This is a genomic window from Paraburkholderia monticola, from assembly GCF_001580545.1.
Taxonomy (GTDB): Bacteria; Pseudomonadota; Gammaproteobacteria; order Burkholderiales; family Burkholderiaceae; genus Paraburkholderia; species Paraburkholderia monticola.
This window is the reverse complement of record NZ_LRBG01000007.1, coordinates 203,287-222,229: the sequence shown is the minus strand read 5'-3', so window position 1 is coordinate 222,229 and position 18,943 is coordinate 203,287. Positions and strand designations below refer to the sequence as shown.

Sequence of the window (18,943 nt, the reverse complement as noted above, 5' to 3'; positions counted from 1 at the left end):
CGACGCAGCAACCCCTCATGCCTGATGACCATAGCGAGTCGGTCCCACCCCTTCCCATCCCGAACAGGACCGTGAAACGACTCCACGCCGATGATAGTGCGGATTGCCCGTGTGAAAGTAGGTAATCGTCAGGCTCCTTACCCAGTCAGAAACCCCACCCCTTCCAGGGTGGGGTTTTTGCGTTTACGCAGCCGTTATCGACAGCAGTATGCTCGACAGAGCCCAGTGAAAAAAACGTAGCGGCAAGCGGTCACCATCAAAAACGTCGCGTGTTTCCCCGACGCTTGTATGCGCATATACCTGCACTCAGACAAGCGTCGAGTCCCTTCCGGCTGCTACTCCAGATCTCCGCTCCCATGCCCAAGGCTAGCGTCAACCTTGACGAGCCTCTCCATGGCGCCCATTTGCCCGACCTCAGCAAGCAGTGCTTCGTCGCGGGCTATAACCTTCGGTAGATGCGAGCGCAGGAATTCGACCCAAGTGCGCGTCTTTGCATCGATGAACTTGCGCGACGGATATAGCGCATAAATAGTCGTCTTCTGCAGCGTATATTCCGGCAATACACGCACCAGCGTTCCATCGAGCAATCCCGAGACGGCGGCGTAAAGCGGCACCATGCCGATGCCCATTCCTTCGCGGATCGCGACGATCAATGATTCGGCGATGTTCACATGGACCGGTCCGTCGACTTCCATCAACTCGCTGCCATTCGGGCCGTCGAGCGTCCATTCGTGTGGCGGAAACGCCGGCGTATGAAGGATCAGACACTCGTGATTCGCGAGGTCAGTCGGCCTTTGCGGCGCGCCGTGTGAGCGCACGTAGGCCGGCGATGCGCACAGGATGCTGAACGTCGCCCCCAATGGAAACGATACGAGGTCCGAATTCGGCAGCGACGACGCACCGATCACAGCAACATCGGCGCTGCCTTCGAACAGATCGGGCATGCGCTGCGACAACGTCAACTCCACCGACACATCCGGATAAAGCGCGCGATAACGCGAAATGGCGGGCAGGATGTAATGCTGCCCGATGCTGGCAAAGCTATGCATGCGCAGCGCGCCGGTCGGCCGTTCATGCGCGCAACTCGCTTCTTCTTCCGCAATATCGACATCGGCGAGAATCTGCTGCGATCGCTTCAGATAGCGCTCGCCGGCGGTGGTGAGTGCAAGCCGCCGCGTCGAGCGATTCAGCAGGCGCGTGCGCAAATGTGCTTCAAGCTCCGAGACCGCGCGAGACATCGCGCCGGTCGTTGAATTCAGCGATTGTGCGGCCGCGGTGAAGCTACCGGCTTCCACCACGCGCACGAACACTCGCATATTTTGTAGCGTGTCCATCAAACCTTCTGTTTCGTGACCGAGATCATATTTTCCGCCCGTCTCGACGACCTATTGTTGTCCGTTCTAGAACAGATGTTCTGCACGCATCGTATTAATGCGCGCATCGCGGGCTCCTACAATCGGCGCCTCGCCTGCCGGTGTCAGCGATTTTGCCCGGAGGTTCTTTCAGCGACCAAGCGGGACGCACTGTTTTCAGATGAAACGCGATCATGCGATCAAGCCGCCGGCGGACTTTTTCGGTCCGCACGGCGTCATGCGGCGGCGACTCAGCCGACCCACACTCACCCGGGCCATGCGGGACTGGGTCAACAGCGACGGTTTGATCTGGCTGCATCTGCTGAAAACGGTCACCGCGGGTCTGCTGGCGCTGGGCATGGCAATGCTGCTCGATCTGCCGCAGCCGCGCATTGCGATGACGACGGTCTTCGTGTTGATGCAACCGTTCAGCGGCATGGTGCTCGCGAAAAGCTTCTACCGGATTCTCGGAACGGCAGTCGGGACTATGGCCGCACTCGTGCTCGGTGGGCTGTTCGTCCAGCAGCCCGAACTGTACATGCTCGGGATGATCGTGTGGGTGAGCGCCTGTATTGCTGCGGCGGTCCGGTATCGGCATTTCAGGTGGTACGGTTTTGTGCTCGCGGGTTACACCGCCGCGCTGATCGGCATTCCGAACGTCATGGCGCCTCAGGGGCTGTTCGTCGCGGCACTCACGCGCGCGGCGGAAGTGGCGGTCGGCATCTTGTGTTCGAGCGCGGTCAGCGCGTTGCTGTTGCCGCGGCGCTCGAGCCTCGCGCTGCGACGTACCCTTGAGATCAGGTACGCGAATTTTACGGCGTTCGCTGTCGATGTGCTCGCTCGCGGGCTCAAGCGCAATCAGTTCGAACGGCGGTTCGCCGATTTCGTCGACGAAATCGCCGGCTTCGAAGCAACGCGAACATTCGTCGCCTTCGAAGATTCGGCGATGCGCTCGCGCGGTGCGCATCTGGCGCGTCTGAATAGCGAGTTCATGGATGCATGCGCGCGTCTGCATGCGCTGCATCAGTTGCTCAAACGCTTGCGCGCGAGCCATGCGGCGTTGATCCTTGCAGCAATCGGACCGTGCTTCGACGAACTGGGAGCCTTGCTCGAAGTACATCGTGGAGCAGGTGCCGACGTATCGCGCGTAGTTGAGGACTTAGGCCTCTTTCGTGCGAACCTGCCACGCCGGATACGTGAGACGAGGCGGCCACTCGAAGCCGCGTCCGCGGAAGCGCTATCAGACTTCGACACGGCTGCCGAATTGCTATATCGCTTCGTTGGCGAGTGGGTCAATTATTCGGAAACCTATGCATCGTTGTGGCGAAGAGCTGAAAGCCAACAGCAAAGCGTACGGCGCGGTCAAAACCCGCAAAAAGCCCACCGCATGAACAAACCCGAAAGCAGGACAAATCACTTCGTCCTACTGTTTACATTCCTGCGCTCGGCGGTCGTCATCGGGATCGCCGGTTCGTTCTGGATTGCGACCGACTGGCCGAGCGGCGGTCTCGCCGTCATCGGGGCAACGCTGGTGTGTGCCTTGACGTCGGCCGCGCCGAGCGCCACCAGGATGGCCATTCAGATGGCGGTCGGCGCGGTGTTCGCAACGCTGACCGGCTACGTGTTCATTTGCTACGTGTACCCGGGCATCGACGGATTCCCGTTGCTTTGCACGGTACTCGCGCCGGTGCTCGCGCTCGGCGCATTCATCGCGACGCGTCGCGGCGCGGCAGGCTACGGCATCGGCTTTTCGGTGTTTTTCTGTCTGCTTGCCGGGCCAGACAACGTCGGCAGCTACGTCCCCGATCTGCTGATCAACAACGGCATTGCGCTCACGGCATCGATGCTGCTCGCCGGCCTCGTTTTCGCGGTGGTCTTTCCCGCCGATATGCGCTGGCTCGTCGAGCGCATCTTGGGCGACTTGCGAGCAAGAGCGATATCGGCATGCAAGGACCGTCTGCCCGGTCTCAACCGACGTTTCCAGTCGAGTACGCACGATCTGACTTCGCAACTGCGCATGCTGTTGACGCACCGTTCACGACGACGACGCGACGCACTTCGCTGGATGCTCGCGACGATCGAAATCGGTCACGCCGTGATAGATCTGCGCAACGAAGCCACACGCGCTGACTACGCAGAGGTCCTTCAGCCGCATTGGCGCGGCGGGCTCGAACGCGTCTGCGACGAGCTCGCGCGGCTCTTCGAGCACCCGGGCCCGCATGCGCTCGAAAGTGCACTTGTCGCCGTACGCTCGGCCACCTGGCTCGCGCAGGACATACTGCAAGCGGTGCATGCGGACCGCGGCCGGCGCCACGATCTACAACGCATCCTGAGCTGTCTGCACTTCATTCGTAGCGCGTTGCTCGACAAAGACGCGCCGTTCAACCCGCGCTGAGCAGTGCTGCACGGATCTTTCTGCCAGATGGAAAGATCCCTTCCGGGCGACCCCGTTTATCCGCATAGGTGGCGGTCATATAGTTTCGACACTGCTTCGAGGTAATCGTCGCAGTACTCGTAAGCCCTGGAGAATGAGATGAAAGTGTTGAAGATGGTCCTGATTGCCTGTTCTTTGTCCACCGCTGTCGCTGCCTACGCACAAGCGGAACCGGCGGCGCCGGAGCAACAGGTTGCGCAAGCAGATAGCCCGCGCGCCGAGAAAGTCCCTGCGCGCAAGCATACGGAAGCACCGAAAGCGAAAGCCGACGAATGCGTTGGCCCGATGAGCTTCTGCAACCTCTATTTCGGCAGCTAAGGCTCGCGAATAAGCGCGGCCAACGAGCCGCATCGCGCGTCGTATCCGCATCAACCTGCATCACGCGCAACACCTGTCGCGGACCCTATCACGCGACCCAACACCTGCTCGCGACGCCGTCCGATCGAGACGCCGCGACGGGTGCGGCAACCGCCTATTGAGCGAAGCACACCGCAGACGTGCGCACCACTAGGAGGAGCTGGCGACTATGGAGAGACCCCTTTCATGTACGAAGACCGCATTCGCTGCGCCGCGCTGCGCGGAAAAATCACCACGGCTGCCGAGGCGGCGCTCCTGATTCACGACGGCATGCGCGTCGGCGCCAGCGGCTTTACGCGTGCGGGCGACGCGAAGGCCGTGCCGGTCGCGCTCGCCGAGCGTGCGCGCCAGCAGGACGAGCCGCTGCAAATCACGTTGATGACCGGCGCCTCGCTCGGTCACGACGTGGACCGCATGCTGACCGAAGCCCACGTGCTCGCACGTCGTCTGCCGTTTCAGGTGGACAAGACCTTGCGCGACGCGATCAATCGCGGCGAAGTGATGTTCGTCGATCAGCATCTGTCCGAGACGGTCGAGATGCTGCGTGCGAACCAGCTCGGCAAGCTCGATGTCGCGATCATCGAAGCTGCCGCGATCACAGAGAGCGGCGGCATCGTGCCGACGACCTCGGTCGGCAATTCGGCGAGCTTCGCGATTCTCGCGGACAAGGTGATCGTCGAGATCAATCTTGCCCAGCCGCTCGGGCTCGAGGGCTTGCACGACATCTGGATTCCGGGTCGACGGCCGCATCGCGAGCCCTTGCCGATCGTGCGCGCGCAGGACCGCGTCGGTACGCCCGCCATCGAGATTCCGCCCGACAAGATCGCGGCGATCGTCGTCACCGACAAGGCCGACAGCCCGTCCACGGTGCTCCCCGCGGATCGTGACACCGCGCAGATCGCCGGTCATCTGATCGAATTTTTCCAGCACGAAGTCACGCGCGGCCGCATGCCGAGGCAACTGCCGCCACTGCAGGCGGGCATCGGAACGATCGCCAATGCGGTGTTGGCGGGTTTCGTCGATTCGCCTTTCGATGTGTTCGAGATTTATTCAGAGGTCCTGCAGGATTCGACGTTCGATCTGCTGGACGCGGGTAAGGTCGCATTCGCGTCCGGCGCGTCGATCACGTTGTCGGCGGAGCGGCAGGCGCAGGTATTCGGCGAAATCGAGCGATATCGCGACCGGCTCGTGCTGCGTCCGCAGGAAGTCAGCAACCATCCCGAAGTGATTCGCCGGCTCGGTCTGATCGCGCTCAATACCGCGCTCGAATTCGATATCTACGGCAACGTCAATTCGACCCATGTCGGCGGCACGCATATGATGAACGGCATCGGCGGCTCGGGCGACTTTGCGCGCAATGCGTCATGCGCGATATTCGCGAGCAAGTCGACCGCGAAGGACGGCCGCATTTCGAGCCTCGTGCCGATGGTGCCGCATTGCGATCACAACGAACACGACGTCGACGTCGTCGTGACCGAACAGGGTCTCGCCGATCTGCGCGGGCTCGCGCCGCGCGAACGCGCCACGCTGATCATCGAGCATTGCGCGCATCCGCGGTATCGCGAACCGCTGCGCGACTACTACCGCGATGCGTTGCGCTGGGGTGGGCAGACGCCGCATTGCCTCGATCAGGCGTTTGCATGGCATGCGCGGCTTCGCGATACCGGGTCGATGCTGCCGGCCTGATCGGCGACGGCCACAATGGCCGCGATAAAAGCAGAGGAAACCGGCAAGAAAAAAGCGCCAGCGGCACGAGCCCGCTGGCGCTTCATGACATCGGATGCCGGACTCAGGAGCCTCGTCGCACGAGCCGGATAATGAACAGCAGAATGACCGCGCCGATCAATGCGGTGATGATCGAGCCGATCCAGCCACCGCCGAGCGAGATATGCAGGACGCCGGCCAGCCAGCCGCCGATGAACGCGCCGACGATCCCGACGATGATGTCGACAATCAGGCCGAAGCCGCCGCCCTTGACCAGCACACCCGCGAGCCAGCCCGCAATCGCGCCGATGATGAGCCATGCGATGATGCCGTGTTCCATATTCGAGACTCCCTGGTTGAGTGTGAAAAATTCACGGTGACAGAGCTTAGTCGAAGGTTATGGGACAGTCCACATTGAGGACGCGGAATTAACATTATCTAAATCTGCTGCAAGCTAAGTGTAGACGATGCACGAGAACAAAGGGGTACTTGTGCGACGGACTTCACTCGGGCGTCGGCTCCGCTTCTCGCGCAGTCCAGCTGACGCTGGACACGCTCTTTTCCATGCTCAGGCGACTCGCCATCTGTTCGAGCTTCGATTGATCCTTCGGATGCATCTTCAATGTCGCCGTCACGCGAATGCGGCCCGGCTCGTCTTCGACATCTTCGCTCGTCAGGCTTTGGAACGACAACGGCGTCGAGTACATCGAGTTGGAGATCGCCGTGCGGATGTGGATCTCGTCGGCTTCGCGGCAGACGATCATCAGCACGTACTCCTGGACGAGGTCGGCGTTTGAAACCGGCGTCTGGTTGATCATCCGGCTCACTTCGCGCAGCACGGTGTTGGTCAGCAGCACGACCGCCGTGCCCGCGAGCGCCGGTCCATAATGTCCGGCGCCGCTCAACACGCCGACGGCCGCCGAGCACCACAGCGTCGCCGCGGTGTTGATCCCCTGAATCGAGCCTTTGTCGCGCATGATGACGCCGCCGCCAAGAAAGCCGACGCCGGACACCACATACGCGGCGATCTGCGTGATGCCGCTGACGCCATTGCCGGTCAGCACGCCAAGCGTGACGAACAGGCAGGCGCCGCTCGCAACGAGCGTGATCGTGCGCAGGCCGGCATTGCGCTGGCGCATCTGCCGTTCGAGGCCAATCGCGACGCCGCAAGCAAAGGCGGTGAAAAGCCGCAGGAAAAATTCGAGTGTCATCGTTCAGAAAGGTTGGCGTGCGCGCTGCTGCAGTGTGAAGCCTACGCGCGACGACCTCACGCCGTCTACCGCGTGCACGGAGCGTGCGGTGTCGGCGTGGCATCGCGCGATGCTGCGCTTCACCAGCAGTACGGTAATGACAATGAAATGAGAGCGACGTGCGCCATCGAGCCAGAGGGCAGGACGGCGACAGGGGAGACTGACGCGGAAAGCCTGCCGCTCAAGCGAGCGGGCAAATCGAAACTCGGCTGGTACAACAGCTACTGTCCAAGATCGGGGTTCCGGTCAAAAGAATTGCGCGAATTTTAGGGGGCTGCGCAAAGCCGAGTCAAGCATGCGGAGGAGTCGCGGTAAATTAAGTCGGAGTCCGAATATAGAATTCAATCGGGCTCTCCCGGCACGAGCCGCAAGCGCGTGATCTCCGAAGGCGCACCGAGCCGCTTCGGCGGTCCCCAGTAGCCGGTGCCCCGGCTCGTATAAACCCACAGCCCGTCCAGACGTGCGAGACCCGCCGTGAAGGGCTGTTGTAGGCGCACAAAGAAATTCCACGGAAAGAACTGACCGCCGTGCGTATGACCCGACAGCTGCAGCGTGAACCCGGCCGCCGCGGCCGCCTCGGCAGAGCGCGGTTGATGCGCGAGCAGCACCCGGATCAGCACGTCGCCCGGTGCGCCCGCGAGCGCCGCCGCCGGGTCGCTGCGGTGCGCGGGGTCGTGATGACCCGCCGAGTAGTCGGTGACGCCGGCGATCACGGCGCGCGCGCCGTCATGATCGACGATCACGTGTTCGTTCAGCAGCACCCGCAAGCCGAGCCTGCGAAATTCGGCGATCCAGGAGTTCGCGCCGGAGTAGTACTCGTGATTGCCCGTCACGAGAAAAGCGCCGTGCCGCGCGGCGAGCCGCGACAGCGGTTGGGTATGCCGGCTCAGCTGCGGCACGCTGCCATCGACGACGTCGCCCGTCACCGCGATCAGGTCCGGCTTCAGCCGGTTCACCGCATCGACGATCGCATCGACATAGCGTGCCTTGATCGTCGGGCCGACGTGGATGTCGGTGATCTGGACGATGGTGAAGCCGTCGAGCGCGGCGGGCAGATCGTCGATCGGCACGTCGATCGTGACGACGCGCGCACGTCGGCGCGCGTTGAACAGGCCGACCAGCGTCGACAGCAACGCGAACAGCGGCACCGCCGCCGCCGAGCCGGTGCGCCAATGCGCGATCGTGAGCGTGTTCGGCCAGATCGCGTCGATCGTCAGCAGCGACGCCAGTACGAGGTCGCGGGCGAACGTCAGCACCAGCAGCGACGAGAAGAAACCCATCGCGAGCAGGCCGACCCACGCGAGCCGGTCGCCGAGCGGCTGACGCTTGAAGCTGCGCGCCATCATGCCGACCGGAATCAGGAAGATCGAGAGCAGGAGCCACAGCACGCACAGCCCGCGGGCGGCCGCGTCGATTGGCATGTCGGGAATCAGGCGCAAGCCGACGTAGACATGCAGCAGGATGCCAATCAGGATGAAGCGGACAAAAAACGATGAACGTCGCATAAAGAAGTTCGGGGCGGGAAGGGGGCCGAAGGGCCGGCAGCAGCGCCAGCGCGGCGGCGATCGATTGGCGGGCGGTGCCCGCATGCGCGACGACGGGCGAATGCGGCGAACCATTCTACCGGCATGTCCAGTCCCTTGCTGCCGCCGCAAGATTCGTGCTCCCGCACTGCACGATCTGCTGCCAGGAGGCCGTCCGGCCCGGCGCGACGGGGATTCGCGCAACGCAGTCCCGATCCATGTTGACCACCTGCTTACAAGGCCTCGCGCCGCGCATTTCAATGCCTAAGCAAGCGAATTAAATGGGCTTTGAGTTGTATTCATGTCTGCGCTATGCTTGAAACAAGCCAGCTTGTCACCGGGCCAGCGCAGCGGCGCTTCGGCCACGACTGGTTCTGTCGCCGGGAAAGATCGGGCGGGGGGAGGCACATCATGAAGCTGCTCAAATCAGGCCACCTGTGGCATCACGCGGAAGGCGTGCCTCATGTTCATCATGAGCATCACGTCGGACACGAGGGCTGCCATGTGATGCTGCCACTCGTCGGCATCTCGCTGATGGCGATCGCGCTCTACGTCGGCGTGCGCAACTTCGATTTTTCCGAGCTCGGCAAAAACGCGCTATTCGACGTCGTGATGGTGTGCGTCGCGCTCGGCATCGCGGGCCTGTTCGGCGCGGTGGGCGCCTGGCTGCGCTCGAATGGCGACGACGCCGAAGAGGGCTTCTGCTTCATCGGCGCGCTGATCGGCACCGTGGTGTTTTATATCGCCTTGCTGAGCTGAGGCGGTTTCATCGAACGCACGGCGCGACGCCCGTCGCGCCATCCATCACCCACGCACCGTCACACTATCCGCGCCGCTTCGTCGAACGAAAAGCGCGGGCTGCGCGCAAACAGCTTCGACGGATCGCCATAGCCAAGATTGATCAGGAAGTTCGACTTCACCGTCGTGCCGGCAAAGAACGCTTCGTCGACCTTGGCCGCATCGAAGCCGGACATCGGCCCGGTGTCGAGACCGAGCGCACGCGCGGCAAGAATCAGATAGCCGCCTTGCAGCGTCGAATTGCGAAACGCCGTGTCCGCGATCAGGCGCTCGCTGCCGACGAACCAGCTGCGCGCGTCGGCATGAGGAAAGAGTGTCGGCAGATGCTCGTAGAACGCCATGTCCATGCCGACGATCACCGTGACGGGCGCGGCCATCGTCTTGTCGAGATTGCCGGCCGACAACGCCGGGCGCAGTTTTTCCTTGCCTTCCGGCGTCTTGACGAACACGAAGCGGCCCGGGCTCGAATTGGCCGAGGTCGGGCCGAGCAGCACGAGTTCGGTGAGTTCGCGCAGCACGGCGTCGTCGATCGGCTTGTTCTGCCAGCCGTTGTGGGTACGCGCGTCGCGAAAGAGTTGTGCGAGCGCCTGATCGGAAAGTGTCATGAAAGTGCTCCGTGCGAAAGAACAGAGGGAAAGCGGAAAGCCGCGTCGAATGAAAGAGCAACGCGCGTGAAGCAGCGGGCGTGCCGTTCTCGCCATAATAGCCAGGGTATTTACTCTCCCGCTCGCACCCAGACATGCCAATGAGCACCGATCTCTTCAACGACCTGCCCACACCCGAGGTCGACTGGTACCCCGACTGGCTCGCACCGGCCGTGGCCGAACAACTACTCGCCCGCGTCGTCGACGAAGTGCAATGGCGCCAGGACATGATGGGCACGCCCGCCGGCCGTGTGGCCCTGCCGCGCTTGACCGCCTGGCAGGGCGAGCCGGACGCGGTGTACGTCTACTCGGGCATCCGCAACGTGCCGCAAGCGTGGACACCCGCCGTCGCGGAATTGAAGGCCGCCGTCGAAGCAACCAGTGGCGCGCGTTTTAACAGCGTGCTGCTGAATCGTTACCGCAGCGGCGCCGACAGCATGGGCTGGCACGCGGACCGCGAGCCGGAGCTCGGCAGACAGCCGGTGATCGCGTCGGTGAGCCTTGGTGTGGCGCGTACCTTCGATCTGCGGCACAACCGCAGCGGCGTGGTGCAATCGTTCTCGCTGAAGGGCGGCAGCCTGCTCGTGATGAAAGGTGACACCCAGGCGCAGTGGCGGCATCGGGTGCCGAAGGAGCCGCGCGTGAGCGGCGAGCGCATCAATCTGACGTTTCGCTGGGTCACCCCGAGAGCCACGCCAACCTGAGGCAAGCAGCAGCCATGCGCTGGGCGGCGCCCTATACCAAAATTGGTATCGAGGGCGCGAATCATATGATTGGACGGTTAACGCGTCGCACAGTACGCTACATCACGATCCAGGCACCGTGAGGGCCGCGAGGGCCGGGCAGACCGCTGGGTCGTCTACACAACAACGATTGGAGACAGTCATGGCGAATACACGACGTGCGGCGTGTCGCGCTCTGGGCGCGCTTGCGCTTTCCGCGAGTCTCGGGGCGCTGACGCTGGGCACGCCCGGCGCACATGCCGAGGACAAGAAAATTACACTCGGTTTTGCGCAGGTTGGCGCGGAAAGCGCATGGCGCACCGCGAATACCGAATCGGTGAAGTCGGCGGCGGCGGAAGCCGGTATCAACCTCAAATTCTCGGACGGGCAGCAGAAGCAGGAAAACCAGATCAAGGCAATCCGCTCGTACATCGCGCAGAAGGTCGACGTGATCGCGTTCTCGCCGGTCGTCGAATCGGGCTGGGAACCGGTGCTGCTCGAAGCCAAGGCTGCGAAGATTCCGGTGATCCTGACCGACCGCAACATCGATGTGAAGGACACGTCGCTGTACGTGACGATGATCGGCTCGGACTTCCTGGAAGAAGGACGGCGCGGCGGCAAGTGGCTCGAAGAAAACTACAAGGACGCCAAAGGCCCGATCAATATCGCCGAGCTGCAAGGCACGGTCGGCTCGGCGCCGGCCAACGACCGCCACGCCGGTCTGATCGAGGTCATCAAGAACGATCCGAAGTTCAAGATCATCGCGTCGCAAAGCGGCGACTTCACGCTCGCTGGCGGCAAGCAGGTGATGGAAGCGTTCATCAAGACCTACGGCAACAAGATCAACGTCGTCTATGCTCATAACGACGACATGGCGCTCGGCGCGATCCAGGCGATGGAAGAAGCCGGCATGCATCCGGGCAAGGACGTCATCGTGGTGTCGTTCGACGCGACCAAGGGCGGCTTCCAGGCGATGGCCGCGGGCAAGATGAACGTCGACGTGGAATGCAGCCCGCTGCTCGGACCGCAACTGATGTCGGCGGTCAAGGACGTGGTGGCCGGCAAGCAGCTGCCGAAGCGGATCCTGACTCAGGAGACCGTCTTCCCGATGAGCGTGGCCGCGCAGACGCTGCCGTCGCGTAAGTACTGACGCGACGCGCAAAGCCGCTGCGGCACCGCTCGCGCGGGCGCCGCGGCGCGTCCGGTGTTCAGACGCCGGGGCCGACGTGGCCCACGGCGCGAAGGAGATGTGCAATACGGACGCATCGAACAGGTTTCTCCAGTGGTGCCTGACCGCCCGGGCTGCTTCGGCAGCGGGCGGTCTCTTTTCAGGCGCATGCGCCCGCGGGAGCCTGCCGAACCACGCATAGCCGATCGAGCGAGGTCCATGACCCATTCCGCTACCAAACCGAATCAGCCGGAGCGCGGCACGCCGAGCCCACAGGATGGCGCGAGCGCGCGCGAACCGATTCTGGCGACCTCCGGCGTCAGCAAGACATTTCCGGGCGTGAAGGCGCTGCAACGCGTCGACTTCCGCCTGTTTCCCGGCGAGGTCCATACGCTGATGGGCCAGAACGGCGCCGGCAAATCCACCTTGATCAACGTCCTGACAGGCGTGTACTCGCCCGATGCCGGCACGATCCGCCTCGGCGGCGAGGTGGTCGCGTTCGCGTCGCCGCAGGAAGCCGAGGCGGCCGGCGTGCGCACGCTGTACCAGGAAGTGAACCTGTGCCCGAATCTGTCGGTCGCGGAGAACATCTTCGCGGGCCGGCAGCCGCGCCGCTTCGGCGCGATCGACTGGCCCGACATCAAGCGGCGCGCGCAGGAAGCGCTCGCGCGCCTCGACGTGTCGCTCGACGTCACGCGCTCGCTCGACGCCTATCCGATCGCCGTGCAGCAGATGGTCGCGATTGCACGCGCATTGTCCGTCGACGCACGCGTGCTGATTCTCGACGAACCGACCTCGAGTCTCGACGACAGCGAAGTCGCGCAGCTTTTCAAAATACTTCGCCATCTTAAGCAATCGGGTATCGCGATCCTGTTCGTCACGCACTTCATCGAGCAGACCTACGCAATCTCCGATCGCATCACGGTGATGCGCAACGGCGAGCGCGAAGGCGAATACCTGGCGCGCGATCTGTCGGCGGATCAGCTGGTCGCGAAGATGGTCGGCCACGAGCGCATGAGCGCGCGTCTGCGCGAAGCAGCGCACGAGGGGCACGCCGCCGACGATCCGCAGGAGCTCGCCGAGGAGCACACCGGCAGCGCCGACGTGACGCCCGCGCAGGCGTTCGTCGAGCTGCGCGGCGTCGGCCGGCGCGGCACGCTGCAGCCGATTGATCTCGAAGTGCAGTCCGGCAAGATTCTCGGCCTCGCGGGTCTGCTCGGCTCCGGCCGCACGGAGACCGCGCGTCTGTTGTTCGGCGCGGATCGCGCGGACAGCGGCACGATCCTCGTGAAGGGCCGCGCCGTGCGGCTGCGCTCGCCGCATGACGCGGTGCGCCACGGCATCGGCTATTGCGCGGAAGACCGCAAGAAGGAAGGCATCGTCGCCGAGCTGTCGATCCGCGAAAACATCATGCTCGCGTTGCAGGCGCGGCGCGGCTGGTGGCGCAAGATCAGCCGGCAACGGGCGCGCGAATTGGCCGATCTGTGGATCGAGCGGCTCGGCATCAAGGCGGCCGACGCCGAGCAGCCGATCGCGTTGCTCTCGGGCGGCAACCAGCAGAAGGCGCTGCTCGCGCGCTGGCTCGCGACCGATCCAAAACTGCTGATCCTCGACGAACCGACTCGCGGCATCGACGTCGCCGCGAAATTCGACATCATGGACCGGCTGCTCGCGCTGTGCGCGAACGGCCTCGCGATCCTGTTCATCTCGTCGGAGATCAGCGAGGTGCTGCGCGTGAGCCACCGCGTCGCGGTGCTGCGCGATCGCCGCAAGATCGCCGAGGTGGCCGGCAAGGCATCGAACGAAGACAACATCTACCGACTCATCGCAGGGAGCGGCGAATGAAGCTATCGAACTGGTTCGCGCGCGACGGCGCCGAGCGTCCGCTGCTGTGGCCCTGCCTGACGCTCGTGTTGCTGTGCGGACTGAACCTGCTGGTCAATCCGCATTTTCTCTCGCTGCGCACGCTCGACGGCCACCTGTTCGGCGCGCCGATCGACATTCTTAATCGCGCGGCGCCGCTCGTGCTCGTCGCGATCGGCATGACGCTCGTCATCGCGACGCGCGGCATCGACATCTCGGTTGGAGCGGTGGTCGCGATCGCGGGCGCCGCGGCCGCGGAGATTCTCGCCACGCAGGCCGTGCCGAGCGGCAGCCTGATCGCGCTGGCACTCGTGGCGGCGCTCGTCGTCGGCGTATTGAGCGGCATGTGGAACGGGCTGCTGGTCGCGTTCGTCGGCATGCAGCCGATCATCGCGACGCTGATTCTGATGGTCGCGGGCCGCGGCATCGCGCAACTGCTGACCTCAGGGCAGATCATCCCGATCGGCGCGCCCGGCTATCTGTTCGTCGGCGGCGGCTACTGGCTCGGCGTGCCATTCTCGGTGTGGATCGCCGCCGTGGCCGTGCTCGCGACCGCCGCGCTGGTGGAGGGAACGGCGCTCGGGCTGTTCATTCGCGCGATCGGCGTGAACCCGGTTGCGACGCGGCTCGTCGGCCTGCGTTCGAAGGCGATCGTGTTCGCGGTGTACAGCTTCTCGGGCCTGACCGCGGCCATGGCCGGCATCCTGATCAGTTCGAACGTGCGTAGCGCGGACGGCAACAACGCGGGCCTGCTGCTCGAACTCGACGCGATTCTCGCCGTGACGCTCGGCGGCACCTCGCTGCTCGGCGGCCGCTTCAGTTTCGCGGGCACGATACTCGGCGCGCTGATCATCCAGACGCTCACCTACACGACTTATTCGATCGGCGTGCCGCCGGAGGCGACGCTCGTCGTCAAGGCGGCCGTCGTGCTCGCGGTCAGCGTGATCCAGTCGCCGGCGGCGCGCGCGCTCGCGGTGTCGTTCGGCGCGTCGCTCGTCAAATCGCGCGGGGTGGCACGATGAGGCGCGTTCTCGAAGCACTCGCCCGGGTGATCGATCCGCGCACGCTGCCGATCGCGGTGACGATCCTGCTGTTCTGCGCGCTGTTCGGCTTTGGTTCGGTGATGTACACCGGTTTCTTCTCGTGGCAGGTGCTGCTCGACCTGCTCGTCGACAACGCGTTCCTGCTGATCGTCGCGATCGGCATGACGTTCGTGATCGTGTCGGGCGGCATCGATCTGTCGGTGGGCTCGATCGTCGCGCTGACCACGATCGTCGAGGCCGTGCTGTCCGAGCACATGCATCTGTCGGTGTGGCTGATCATTCCGATCGTGCTGTTGATGGGCACCGTGTTCGGCGCGGTGCAGGGCGCGCTGATTCACTACTTCCGCTTGCAGGCGTTCATCGTGACGCTGGCGGGGATGTTCTTCGCGCGCGGCCTGTGCTTTCTGATTACGACGCAGTCGATCACGATCAGCGATCCGACCTTCAAGGCGATCTCCGCGTTCCGCCTGAATATCGGCGTCGGTTCCGTGTCGGCGAATGTGCTGATCGCGCTCGCGACGCTCGCGGCCGCGATCTACGTCGCGCATTTCACGCGCTTCGGACGCAACGTGTATGCGGTCGGCGGCAACGCGCGCTCGGCGCTGCTGATGGGCTTGCCGGTCGCGCGCACGCGGGTCGGCGTGTATGCGCTGAGCGGCTTCTGTTCGGCGCTCGGCGGCGCGGTGTTCACGTTCTATGTGCTGTCGGGTTATGGGCTGCAAGGGCAGGGCATGGAACTCGATGCGATCGCGGCGACGGTGATCGGCGGCACGCTGCTGACCGGGGGCGTCGGTTACGTGCTCGGCTCGCTGTTCGGCGTCGGCATTCTCGGCACGATTCAGACGCTGATTACGTTCGACGGCACGCTCAGCTCGTGGTGGACGCGGATCGTGATCGGCGCGCTGCTGTGCGCGTTCTGTCTGCTGCAACGCCTGATCGAGCGGCATGCGAAGTCGGTGGGGCGGCTCGGCGGCACCGGTGCGGTCGCGACGACGGGGCATGCGCAGGGGCATGAGCAGCCGTCGACGGCATCGTCGTCGGATTCGCAGGTGCTGGGGAGGGCGCCGGGATAAGGCACGCTCAGTGGCGCGAACGCGGCGGGATACGCAACCACGTGAGCGCCACGACCAGCAGAAACGCCGCATAGGCCGTCACGAACACCCAAGCGGGCAAGTCGTAATACAGCCAGTAGCTGACCCAGCGCTGGACGAAACCTTGCGGCCCTGCGTGCCCGGTACGGAGCCAGTCCTCGAGAACCGTCAGCGGACACGGGATGTCCAGCACAGCGAGAAGCGCGACGATGCCTATCGCACCGAGATGCACCAGTCGGAACACGCGGTTGCGTATCCAGTCGCGTTTCAGCCATGCACCCGCCCAGATGGCGAGCAGTCCGCCGACGATGAAGAGCACGATCAGCGCGTGCAACACGAGAACGGTATTGGCTAGCCAGTTCATGACGCTCTCCGCGGTTGCGTTCGCGCTGCGTGCCCTTCTCAAACAGGCCAGCGATCAGAGCGCCGCCTTGCCCACCGACGCGCCACCGTCGACGAACAAGGTCTGCCCAGTGATATAGCCCGCGTCCTCGGACAGGAGAAATGCCGCGGCAGCGGCCAGTTCCTCCGGTTTGCCGAGCCGCTTCATCGGCACCAGCGAGAGAAAGCGCCGCTCGGCCTCACTGCCGGCTGGCGTGTTCTGCCGAAACAGTTCGGTCTCGGTCGGCCCCGGTGCTACAGCATTGACCGTGATGCCGGTTTCCGCAAGTTCAAGCGCCCAGGTGCGCGTAAAGCTCAGCATCGCCGCTTTGGCCGCCGCGTAAGCGGTGCGATTGGCGACGCCGAGCACGACGAGGCTCGACAGATTGACGATGCGCCCCCAGCCGCGCTCCCGCATGCCGGGTAGCAGCGCTTGCACGGTTTGCACCGCGGAGTTGAGGTTGTGGCGGAAAGACGCCTCGAGATCGTCGAGATCGACCGCTTCGACACCGGCCAGGCGGACGAAGCCGGCGTTGTTGATCACGCCGTCGAAGGCGTAGCGCTCGGCCAGCGTGGCGAGCGTTCGCGCCGTCGCATCGCGGTCGGTCAGATCGACGGACACGAGCGTCCCGGGGAAAGTCGGATCGTCGGCCCCACGCGCCAGACCGACAACCCGATGACCGTCGGCGGCGAGCCTGTCCGACAGCGCGCGGCCGATTCCCTTGCTGGCGCCCGTGACCAGAAACGTACGTTCATGCATATGAAACTCCTGTATGTCCTGGTGAAAATCTCAAGCGCTGAAGCCGCCGTCGATGCTCAAATTGGCCCCGGTCACGAAACCCGCTTCCGAGCTCGCCACGTACGCCACCAGGCCGGCAATTTCGTCCGGATGCGCATGGCGCTGAATGGCCATCAAACCATGCAGCGCACCGCCGAATTCACCGTTTTCCGGATTCATGTCGGTGTTCGTCGGACCCGGCTGGACGTTGTTGACGGTAATGCCCTTCGGGCCAAGGTCGCGTGCCATGCCGCGCACCAGCCCTTGCAGCGCGGCCTTGCTCATCGCGTACGCGGCGCCGCCCGGAAACGGCATGCGCTCCGCATTGACGCTGCCGATATTGATGATGCGGCCGCCGTGACCCATATGCGGCAGTGCGGCCTGCGCCGCGATGAACACCGAACGCACGTTGATATCGAGGGTGCGGTCGAAGTCCTCGAGCGAGAACGCGTCGACCGGTCCGAGCAGCAGCACGCCGGCATTGTTGACCAGGATGTCGATGCGGCCGAACTCACGGGCGGCCTGATCGATCGCCGCCGTCAGCGCAGAGACATCGGCCGAATCGGCCTGGATCGCCAGCGCGCGGCCGCCTTCGGTTTCGACCGCGTCCACCAGTTGCCGCGCCCGGGCCACCGAGCCTTGATAAGTAAATGCCACCGCCGCGCCCTGGCGAGCCAGACGCTGCACCACCGCGGCGCCGATACCACGCGCACCACCGGTCACGAAGGCAACCTTGCCACTGAATTCCTTAGTCATTTCGCTTTCCTCAAGAGGTAGTTTCAATAGATCGAATCGATCAAAGTGCAAGACGGTACGGATCGTTTCCGCCTCTGGACACATAATGGCGATTGCGAGGGGCGGTGTTGTTCCAGACTTTCGACGGAAACGTTCGGATTCTTCGAACGTCTCAATGAACGAGTGGCTCTACCTTATGACCGTGGCACCCGGGCCGTTATCCGGCCGCGGAATGCCGATCCAGACACCTTCACGAGGAGTTGAAAAATGAACATCGATCTTTCCGGCAAACGTGCGCTTGTGACCGGTTCGACCTCAGGTATTGGCTTTGCAACAGCGCGACAGTTGGCCGAGTCGGGCGCTTCTGTGATCGTCAACGGCCGCAGCCAGGAGAAAGTGGACAGCGCCGTGGGGAGAATCACGGCGGAATTTCCCCATGCGCAGGTGGTGGGCTCGGTGGCCGATCTCGCTCACGCCGACGGTTGTGACGCGCTGTTGAGCGCGCATCCGGAGGTCGACATCCTGATCAACAACATGGGCATCTTCCAGCTTCAGGATTTCTTCGAAATTGCGGACAGCGAATGGACACGCTTTTTCGAAACGAACGTGATGTCAGGCATTCGCCTGTCACGCGCCTATGCACCCCGCATGGTTGCCAAAGGCTGGGGGCGCATCGTGTTCGTCTCGTCGGAATCCGCGCTCAATATTCCGCGCGACATGGTTCATTACGGCTTTACCAAGACCGCCCAACTGGCGGTCTCGCGCGGGCTCGCCAAGCGGCTTGCCGGCACGGGCGTCACGGTCAACTCGGTGCTGCCGGGGCCGACCCTTTCCGAGGGCGTCGCGGACATGCTGAAGGAGGACGCCACGGCCAGCGGAGAAACGGTCGAGGCGGTCGCCACGCGTTTTGTGAAGACCCATCGCGCATCCTCGATCATCGAACGGGCGGCGAGCGTCGAAGAAGTGGCGAACATGATCGTCTATGTCAGCTCGCCTTTGGCGTCGGCCACGACCGGTGCGGCATTGCGCGTCGATGGTGGCGTCGTGGATACAATCGCCTGACCGACGAGTGCCTCGCCGTTTCCATCAAGCCAACCCGC

General features: G+C 63.7%; 18 protein-coding genes and 1 rRNA gene. 11 read left to right on the top strand and 8 right to left on the bottom strand.

Features of this window, described 5'->3' with window-relative positions; all coding sequences use genetic code 11:
- The first annotated feature begins 20 nt into the window (after positions 1 to 20).
- Positions 21 to 134 (top strand): 5S ribosomal RNA (gene rrf, locus CI15_RS11120).
- Positions 135 to 335: 201 nt separating this feature from the next.
- Here the strand turns inward: rrf and CI15_RS11115 are convergent.
- On the bottom strand, positions 336 to 1,334 hold the full coding sequence (locus tag CI15_RS11115; RefSeq protein ID WP_062127639.1) for a LysR family transcriptional regulator: 999 nt from the start codon (positions 1,332 to 1,334) through the stop codon (positions 336 to 338).
- Between the two features lie 256 nt (positions 1,335 to 1,590).
- Here CI15_RS11115 and CI15_RS11110 point away from each other — a divergent pair, with 256 nt between their 5' ends.
- The 3 genes from CI15_RS11110 (at position 1,591) to CI15_RS11100 (ending at position 5,829) form a co-directional block, all read left to right on the top strand.
- Positions 1,591 to 3,747, top strand: a complete 2,157-nt coding sequence (locus CI15_RS11110; protein ID WP_420915854.1) for an FUSC family protein — start codon at positions 1,591 to 1,593, stop codon at positions 3,745 to 3,747.
- Positions 3,748 to 3,885: 138 nt separating this feature from the next.
- Positions 3,886 to 4,104, top strand: a complete 219-nt coding sequence (locus tag CI15_RS11105; RefSeq protein ID WP_062127635.1) for a hypothetical protein — start codon at positions 3,886 to 3,888, stop codon at positions 4,102 to 4,104.
- 225 nt (positions 4,105 to 4,329) lie between these two features.
- Positions 4,330 to 5,829 (top strand): acetyl-CoA hydrolase/transferase family protein, encoded by a 1,500-nt coding sequence (locus CI15_RS11100; RefSeq protein WP_062127633.1) that lies wholly within the window; start codon positions 4,330 to 4,332, stop codon positions 5,827 to 5,829.
- A 103-nt stretch (positions 5,830 to 5,932) separates the two neighbouring features.
- Here CI15_RS11100 and CI15_RS11095 read toward each other — a convergent pair whose 3' ends face one another.
- The 3 genes from CI15_RS11095 to CI15_RS11085 form a co-directional block, all read right to left on the bottom strand.
- Positions 5,933 to 6,187, bottom strand: a complete 255-nt coding sequence (locus tag CI15_RS11095) for a GlsB/YeaQ/YmgE family stress response membrane protein (protein ID WP_062127631.1) — start codon at positions 6,185 to 6,187, stop codon at positions 5,933 to 5,935.
- Positions 6,188 to 6,350: 163 nt separating this feature from the next.
- On the bottom strand, positions 6,351 to 7,058 hold the full coding sequence (locus CI15_RS11090) for an MgtC/SapB family protein (RefSeq protein WP_062127629.1): 708 nt from the start codon (positions 7,056 to 7,058) through the stop codon (positions 6,351 to 6,353).
- A gap of 380 nt (positions 7,059 to 7,438) precedes the next feature.
- A complete protein-coding gene (locus tag CI15_RS11085; protein WP_062127627.1) occupies positions 7,439 to 8,602 on the bottom strand; it encodes a metallophosphoesterase in 1,164 nt (387 codons plus the stop codon).
- Between the two features lie 429 nt (positions 8,603 to 9,031).
- Between CI15_RS11085 and CI15_RS11080 the strand changes: the two genes are divergently transcribed.
- Positions 9,032 to 9,379: a hypothetical protein gene (locus CI15_RS11080; RefSeq protein WP_062127625.1), complete on the top strand. Its 348-nt coding sequence runs from the start codon at positions 9,032 to 9,034 to the stop codon at positions 9,377 to 9,379.
- A gap of 59 nt (positions 9,380 to 9,438) precedes the next feature.
- Here the strand turns inward: CI15_RS11080 and CI15_RS11075 are convergent, their stop codons facing one another.
- On the bottom strand, positions 9,439 to 10,023 hold the full coding sequence (locus CI15_RS11075; protein ID WP_062127623.1) for a malonic semialdehyde reductase: 585 nt from the start codon (positions 10,021 to 10,023) through the stop codon (positions 9,439 to 9,441).
- Positions 10,024 to 10,163: 140 nt separating this feature from the next.
- Between CI15_RS11075 and CI15_RS11070 the strand changes: the two genes are divergently transcribed.
- The 5 genes from CI15_RS11070 to yjfF all read left to right on the top strand — a co-directional run bounded on the left by CI15_RS11070 (position 10,164) and on the right by yjfF (position 15,931).
- A complete protein-coding gene (locus CI15_RS11070) occupies positions 10,164 to 10,766 on the top strand; it encodes an alpha-ketoglutarate-dependent dioxygenase AlkB family protein (RefSeq protein ID WP_062127621.1) in 603 nt (200 codons plus the stop codon).
- 181 nt (positions 10,767 to 10,947) lie between these two features.
- Positions 10,948 to 11,934 carry an ABC transporter substrate-binding protein gene (locus tag CI15_RS11065; protein ID WP_062127619.1) on the top strand — a complete coding sequence of 329 codons (987 nt, stop codon included), beginning with the start codon at positions 10,948 to 10,950 and terminating at the stop codon, positions 11,932 to 11,934.
- Positions 11,935 to 12,171: 237 nt separating this feature from the next.
- A complete protein-coding gene (locus tag CI15_RS11060) occupies positions 12,172 to 13,797 on the top strand; it encodes a sugar ABC transporter ATP-binding protein (protein ID WP_062127617.1) in 1,626 nt (541 codons plus the stop codon).
- Entirely contained in the window at positions 13,794 to 14,837 is a 1,044-nt protein-coding gene (locus CI15_RS11055; RefSeq protein WP_062127615.1) for an ABC transporter permease, read from the top strand. The genes CI15_RS11060 and CI15_RS11055 overlap by 4 nt, the downstream gene beginning before the upstream one ends.
- On the top strand, positions 14,834 to 15,931 hold the full coding sequence (gene yjfF / locus CI15_RS11050; RefSeq protein ID WP_062127612.1) for a galactofuranose ABC transporter, permease protein YjfF: 1,098 nt from the start codon (positions 14,834 to 14,836) through the stop codon (positions 15,929 to 15,931). Before CI15_RS11055 ends, yjfF begins: the two co-directional genes overlap by 4 nt.
- 7 nt (positions 15,932 to 15,938) lie before the next feature.
- On the opposite strand, the gene CI15_RS11045 is transcribed toward yjfF, so the two are convergent.
- The 3 genes from CI15_RS11045 to CI15_RS11035 are packed head-to-tail and all read right to left on the bottom strand — an operon-like array spanning position 15,939 to position 17,864.
- Complete coding sequence (locus tag CI15_RS11045; protein ID WP_062127610.1) at positions 15,939 to 16,313, bottom strand: DUF2784 domain-containing protein; 375 nt, start codon at positions 16,311 to 16,313, stop codon at positions 15,939 to 15,941.
- 54 nt (positions 16,314 to 16,367) lie between these two features.
- Positions 16,368 to 17,090: an SDR family oxidoreductase gene (locus CI15_RS11040; RefSeq protein ID WP_062127609.1), complete on the bottom strand. Its 723-nt coding sequence runs from the start codon at positions 17,088 to 17,090 to the stop codon at positions 16,368 to 16,370.
- A gap of 30 nt (positions 17,091 to 17,120) precedes the next feature.
- Positions 17,121 to 17,864: an SDR family oxidoreductase gene (locus CI15_RS11035; protein ID WP_062127608.1), complete on the bottom strand. Its 744-nt coding sequence runs from the start codon at positions 17,862 to 17,864 to the stop codon at positions 17,121 to 17,123.
- Between the two features lie 246 nt (positions 17,865 to 18,110).
- Between CI15_RS11035 and CI15_RS11030 the strand changes: the two genes are divergently transcribed.
- On the top strand, positions 18,111 to 18,905 hold the full coding sequence (locus CI15_RS11030) for an SDR family NAD(P)-dependent oxidoreductase (protein ID WP_062127601.1): 795 nt from the start codon (positions 18,111 to 18,113) through the stop codon (positions 18,903 to 18,905).
- Positions 18,906 to 18,943 lie beyond the last annotated feature (38 nt).

What these genes read in the sequence shown, in the direction of transcription:
- CI15_RS11115 (WP_062127639.1), bottom strand. Translation starts at nt 1,334, where the DNA reads ATGGACACGCTACAAAATATGCGAGTGTTCGTGCGCGTGGTGGAAGCC.
- CI15_RS11110 (WP_420915854.1), top strand. Translation starts at nt 1,591, where the DNA reads ATGCGGCGGCGACTCAGCCGACCCACACTCACCCGGGCCATGCGGGAC.
- CI15_RS11105 (WP_062127635.1), top strand. Translation starts at nt 3,886, where the DNA reads ATGAAAGTGTTGAAGATGGTCCTGATTGCCTGTTCTTTGTCCACCGCT.
- CI15_RS11100 (WP_062127633.1), top strand. Translation starts at nt 4,330, where the DNA reads ATGTACGAAGACCGCATTCGCTGCGCCGCGCTGCGCGGAAAAATCACC.
- CI15_RS11095 (WP_062127631.1), bottom strand. Translation starts at nt 6,187, where the DNA reads ATGGAACACGGCATCATCGCATGGCTCATCATCGGCGCGATTGCGGGC.
- CI15_RS11090 (WP_062127629.1), bottom strand. Translation starts at nt 7,058, where the DNA reads ATGACACTCGAATTTTTCCTGCGGCTTTTCACCGCCTTTGCTTGCGGC.
- CI15_RS11085 (WP_062127627.1), bottom strand. Translation starts at nt 8,602, where the DNA reads ATGCGACGTTCATCGTTTTTTGTCCGCTTCATCCTGATTGGCATCCTG.
- CI15_RS11080 (WP_062127625.1), top strand. Translation starts at nt 9,032, where the DNA reads ATGAAGCTGCTCAAATCAGGCCACCTGTGGCATCACGCGGAAGGCGTG.
- CI15_RS11075 (WP_062127623.1), bottom strand. Translation starts at nt 10,023, where the DNA reads ATGACACTTTCCGATCAGGCGCTCGCACAACTCTTTCGCGACGCGCGT.
- CI15_RS11070 (WP_062127621.1), top strand. Translation starts at nt 10,164, where the DNA reads ATGAGCACCGATCTCTTCAACGACCTGCCCACACCCGAGGTCGACTGG.
- CI15_RS11065 (WP_062127619.1), top strand. Translation starts at nt 10,948, where the DNA reads ATGGCGAATACACGACGTGCGGCGTGTCGCGCTCTGGGCGCGCTTGCG.
- CI15_RS11060 (WP_062127617.1), top strand. Translation starts at nt 12,172, where the DNA reads ATGACCCATTCCGCTACCAAACCGAATCAGCCGGAGCGCGGCACGCCG.
- CI15_RS11055 (WP_062127615.1), top strand. Translation starts at nt 13,794, where the DNA reads ATGAAGCTATCGAACTGGTTCGCGCGCGACGGCGCCGAGCGTCCGCTG.
- yjfF (WP_062127612.1), top strand. Translation starts at nt 14,834, where the DNA reads ATGAGGCGCGTTCTCGAAGCACTCGCCCGGGTGATCGATCCGCGCACG.
- CI15_RS11045 (WP_062127610.1), bottom strand. Translation starts at nt 16,313, where the DNA reads ATGAACTGGCTAGCCAATACCGTTCTCGTGTTGCACGCGCTGATCGTG.
- CI15_RS11040 (WP_062127609.1), bottom strand. Translation starts at nt 17,090, where the DNA reads ATGCATGAACGTACGTTTCTGGTCACGGGCGCCAGCAAGGGAATCGGC.
- CI15_RS11035 (WP_062127608.1), bottom strand. Translation starts at nt 17,864, where the DNA reads ATGACTAAGGAATTCAGTGGCAAGGTTGCCTTCGTGACCGGTGGTGCG.
- CI15_RS11030 (WP_062127601.1), top strand. Translation starts at nt 18,111, where the DNA reads ATGAACATCGATCTTTCCGGCAAACGTGCGCTTGTGACCGGTTCGACC.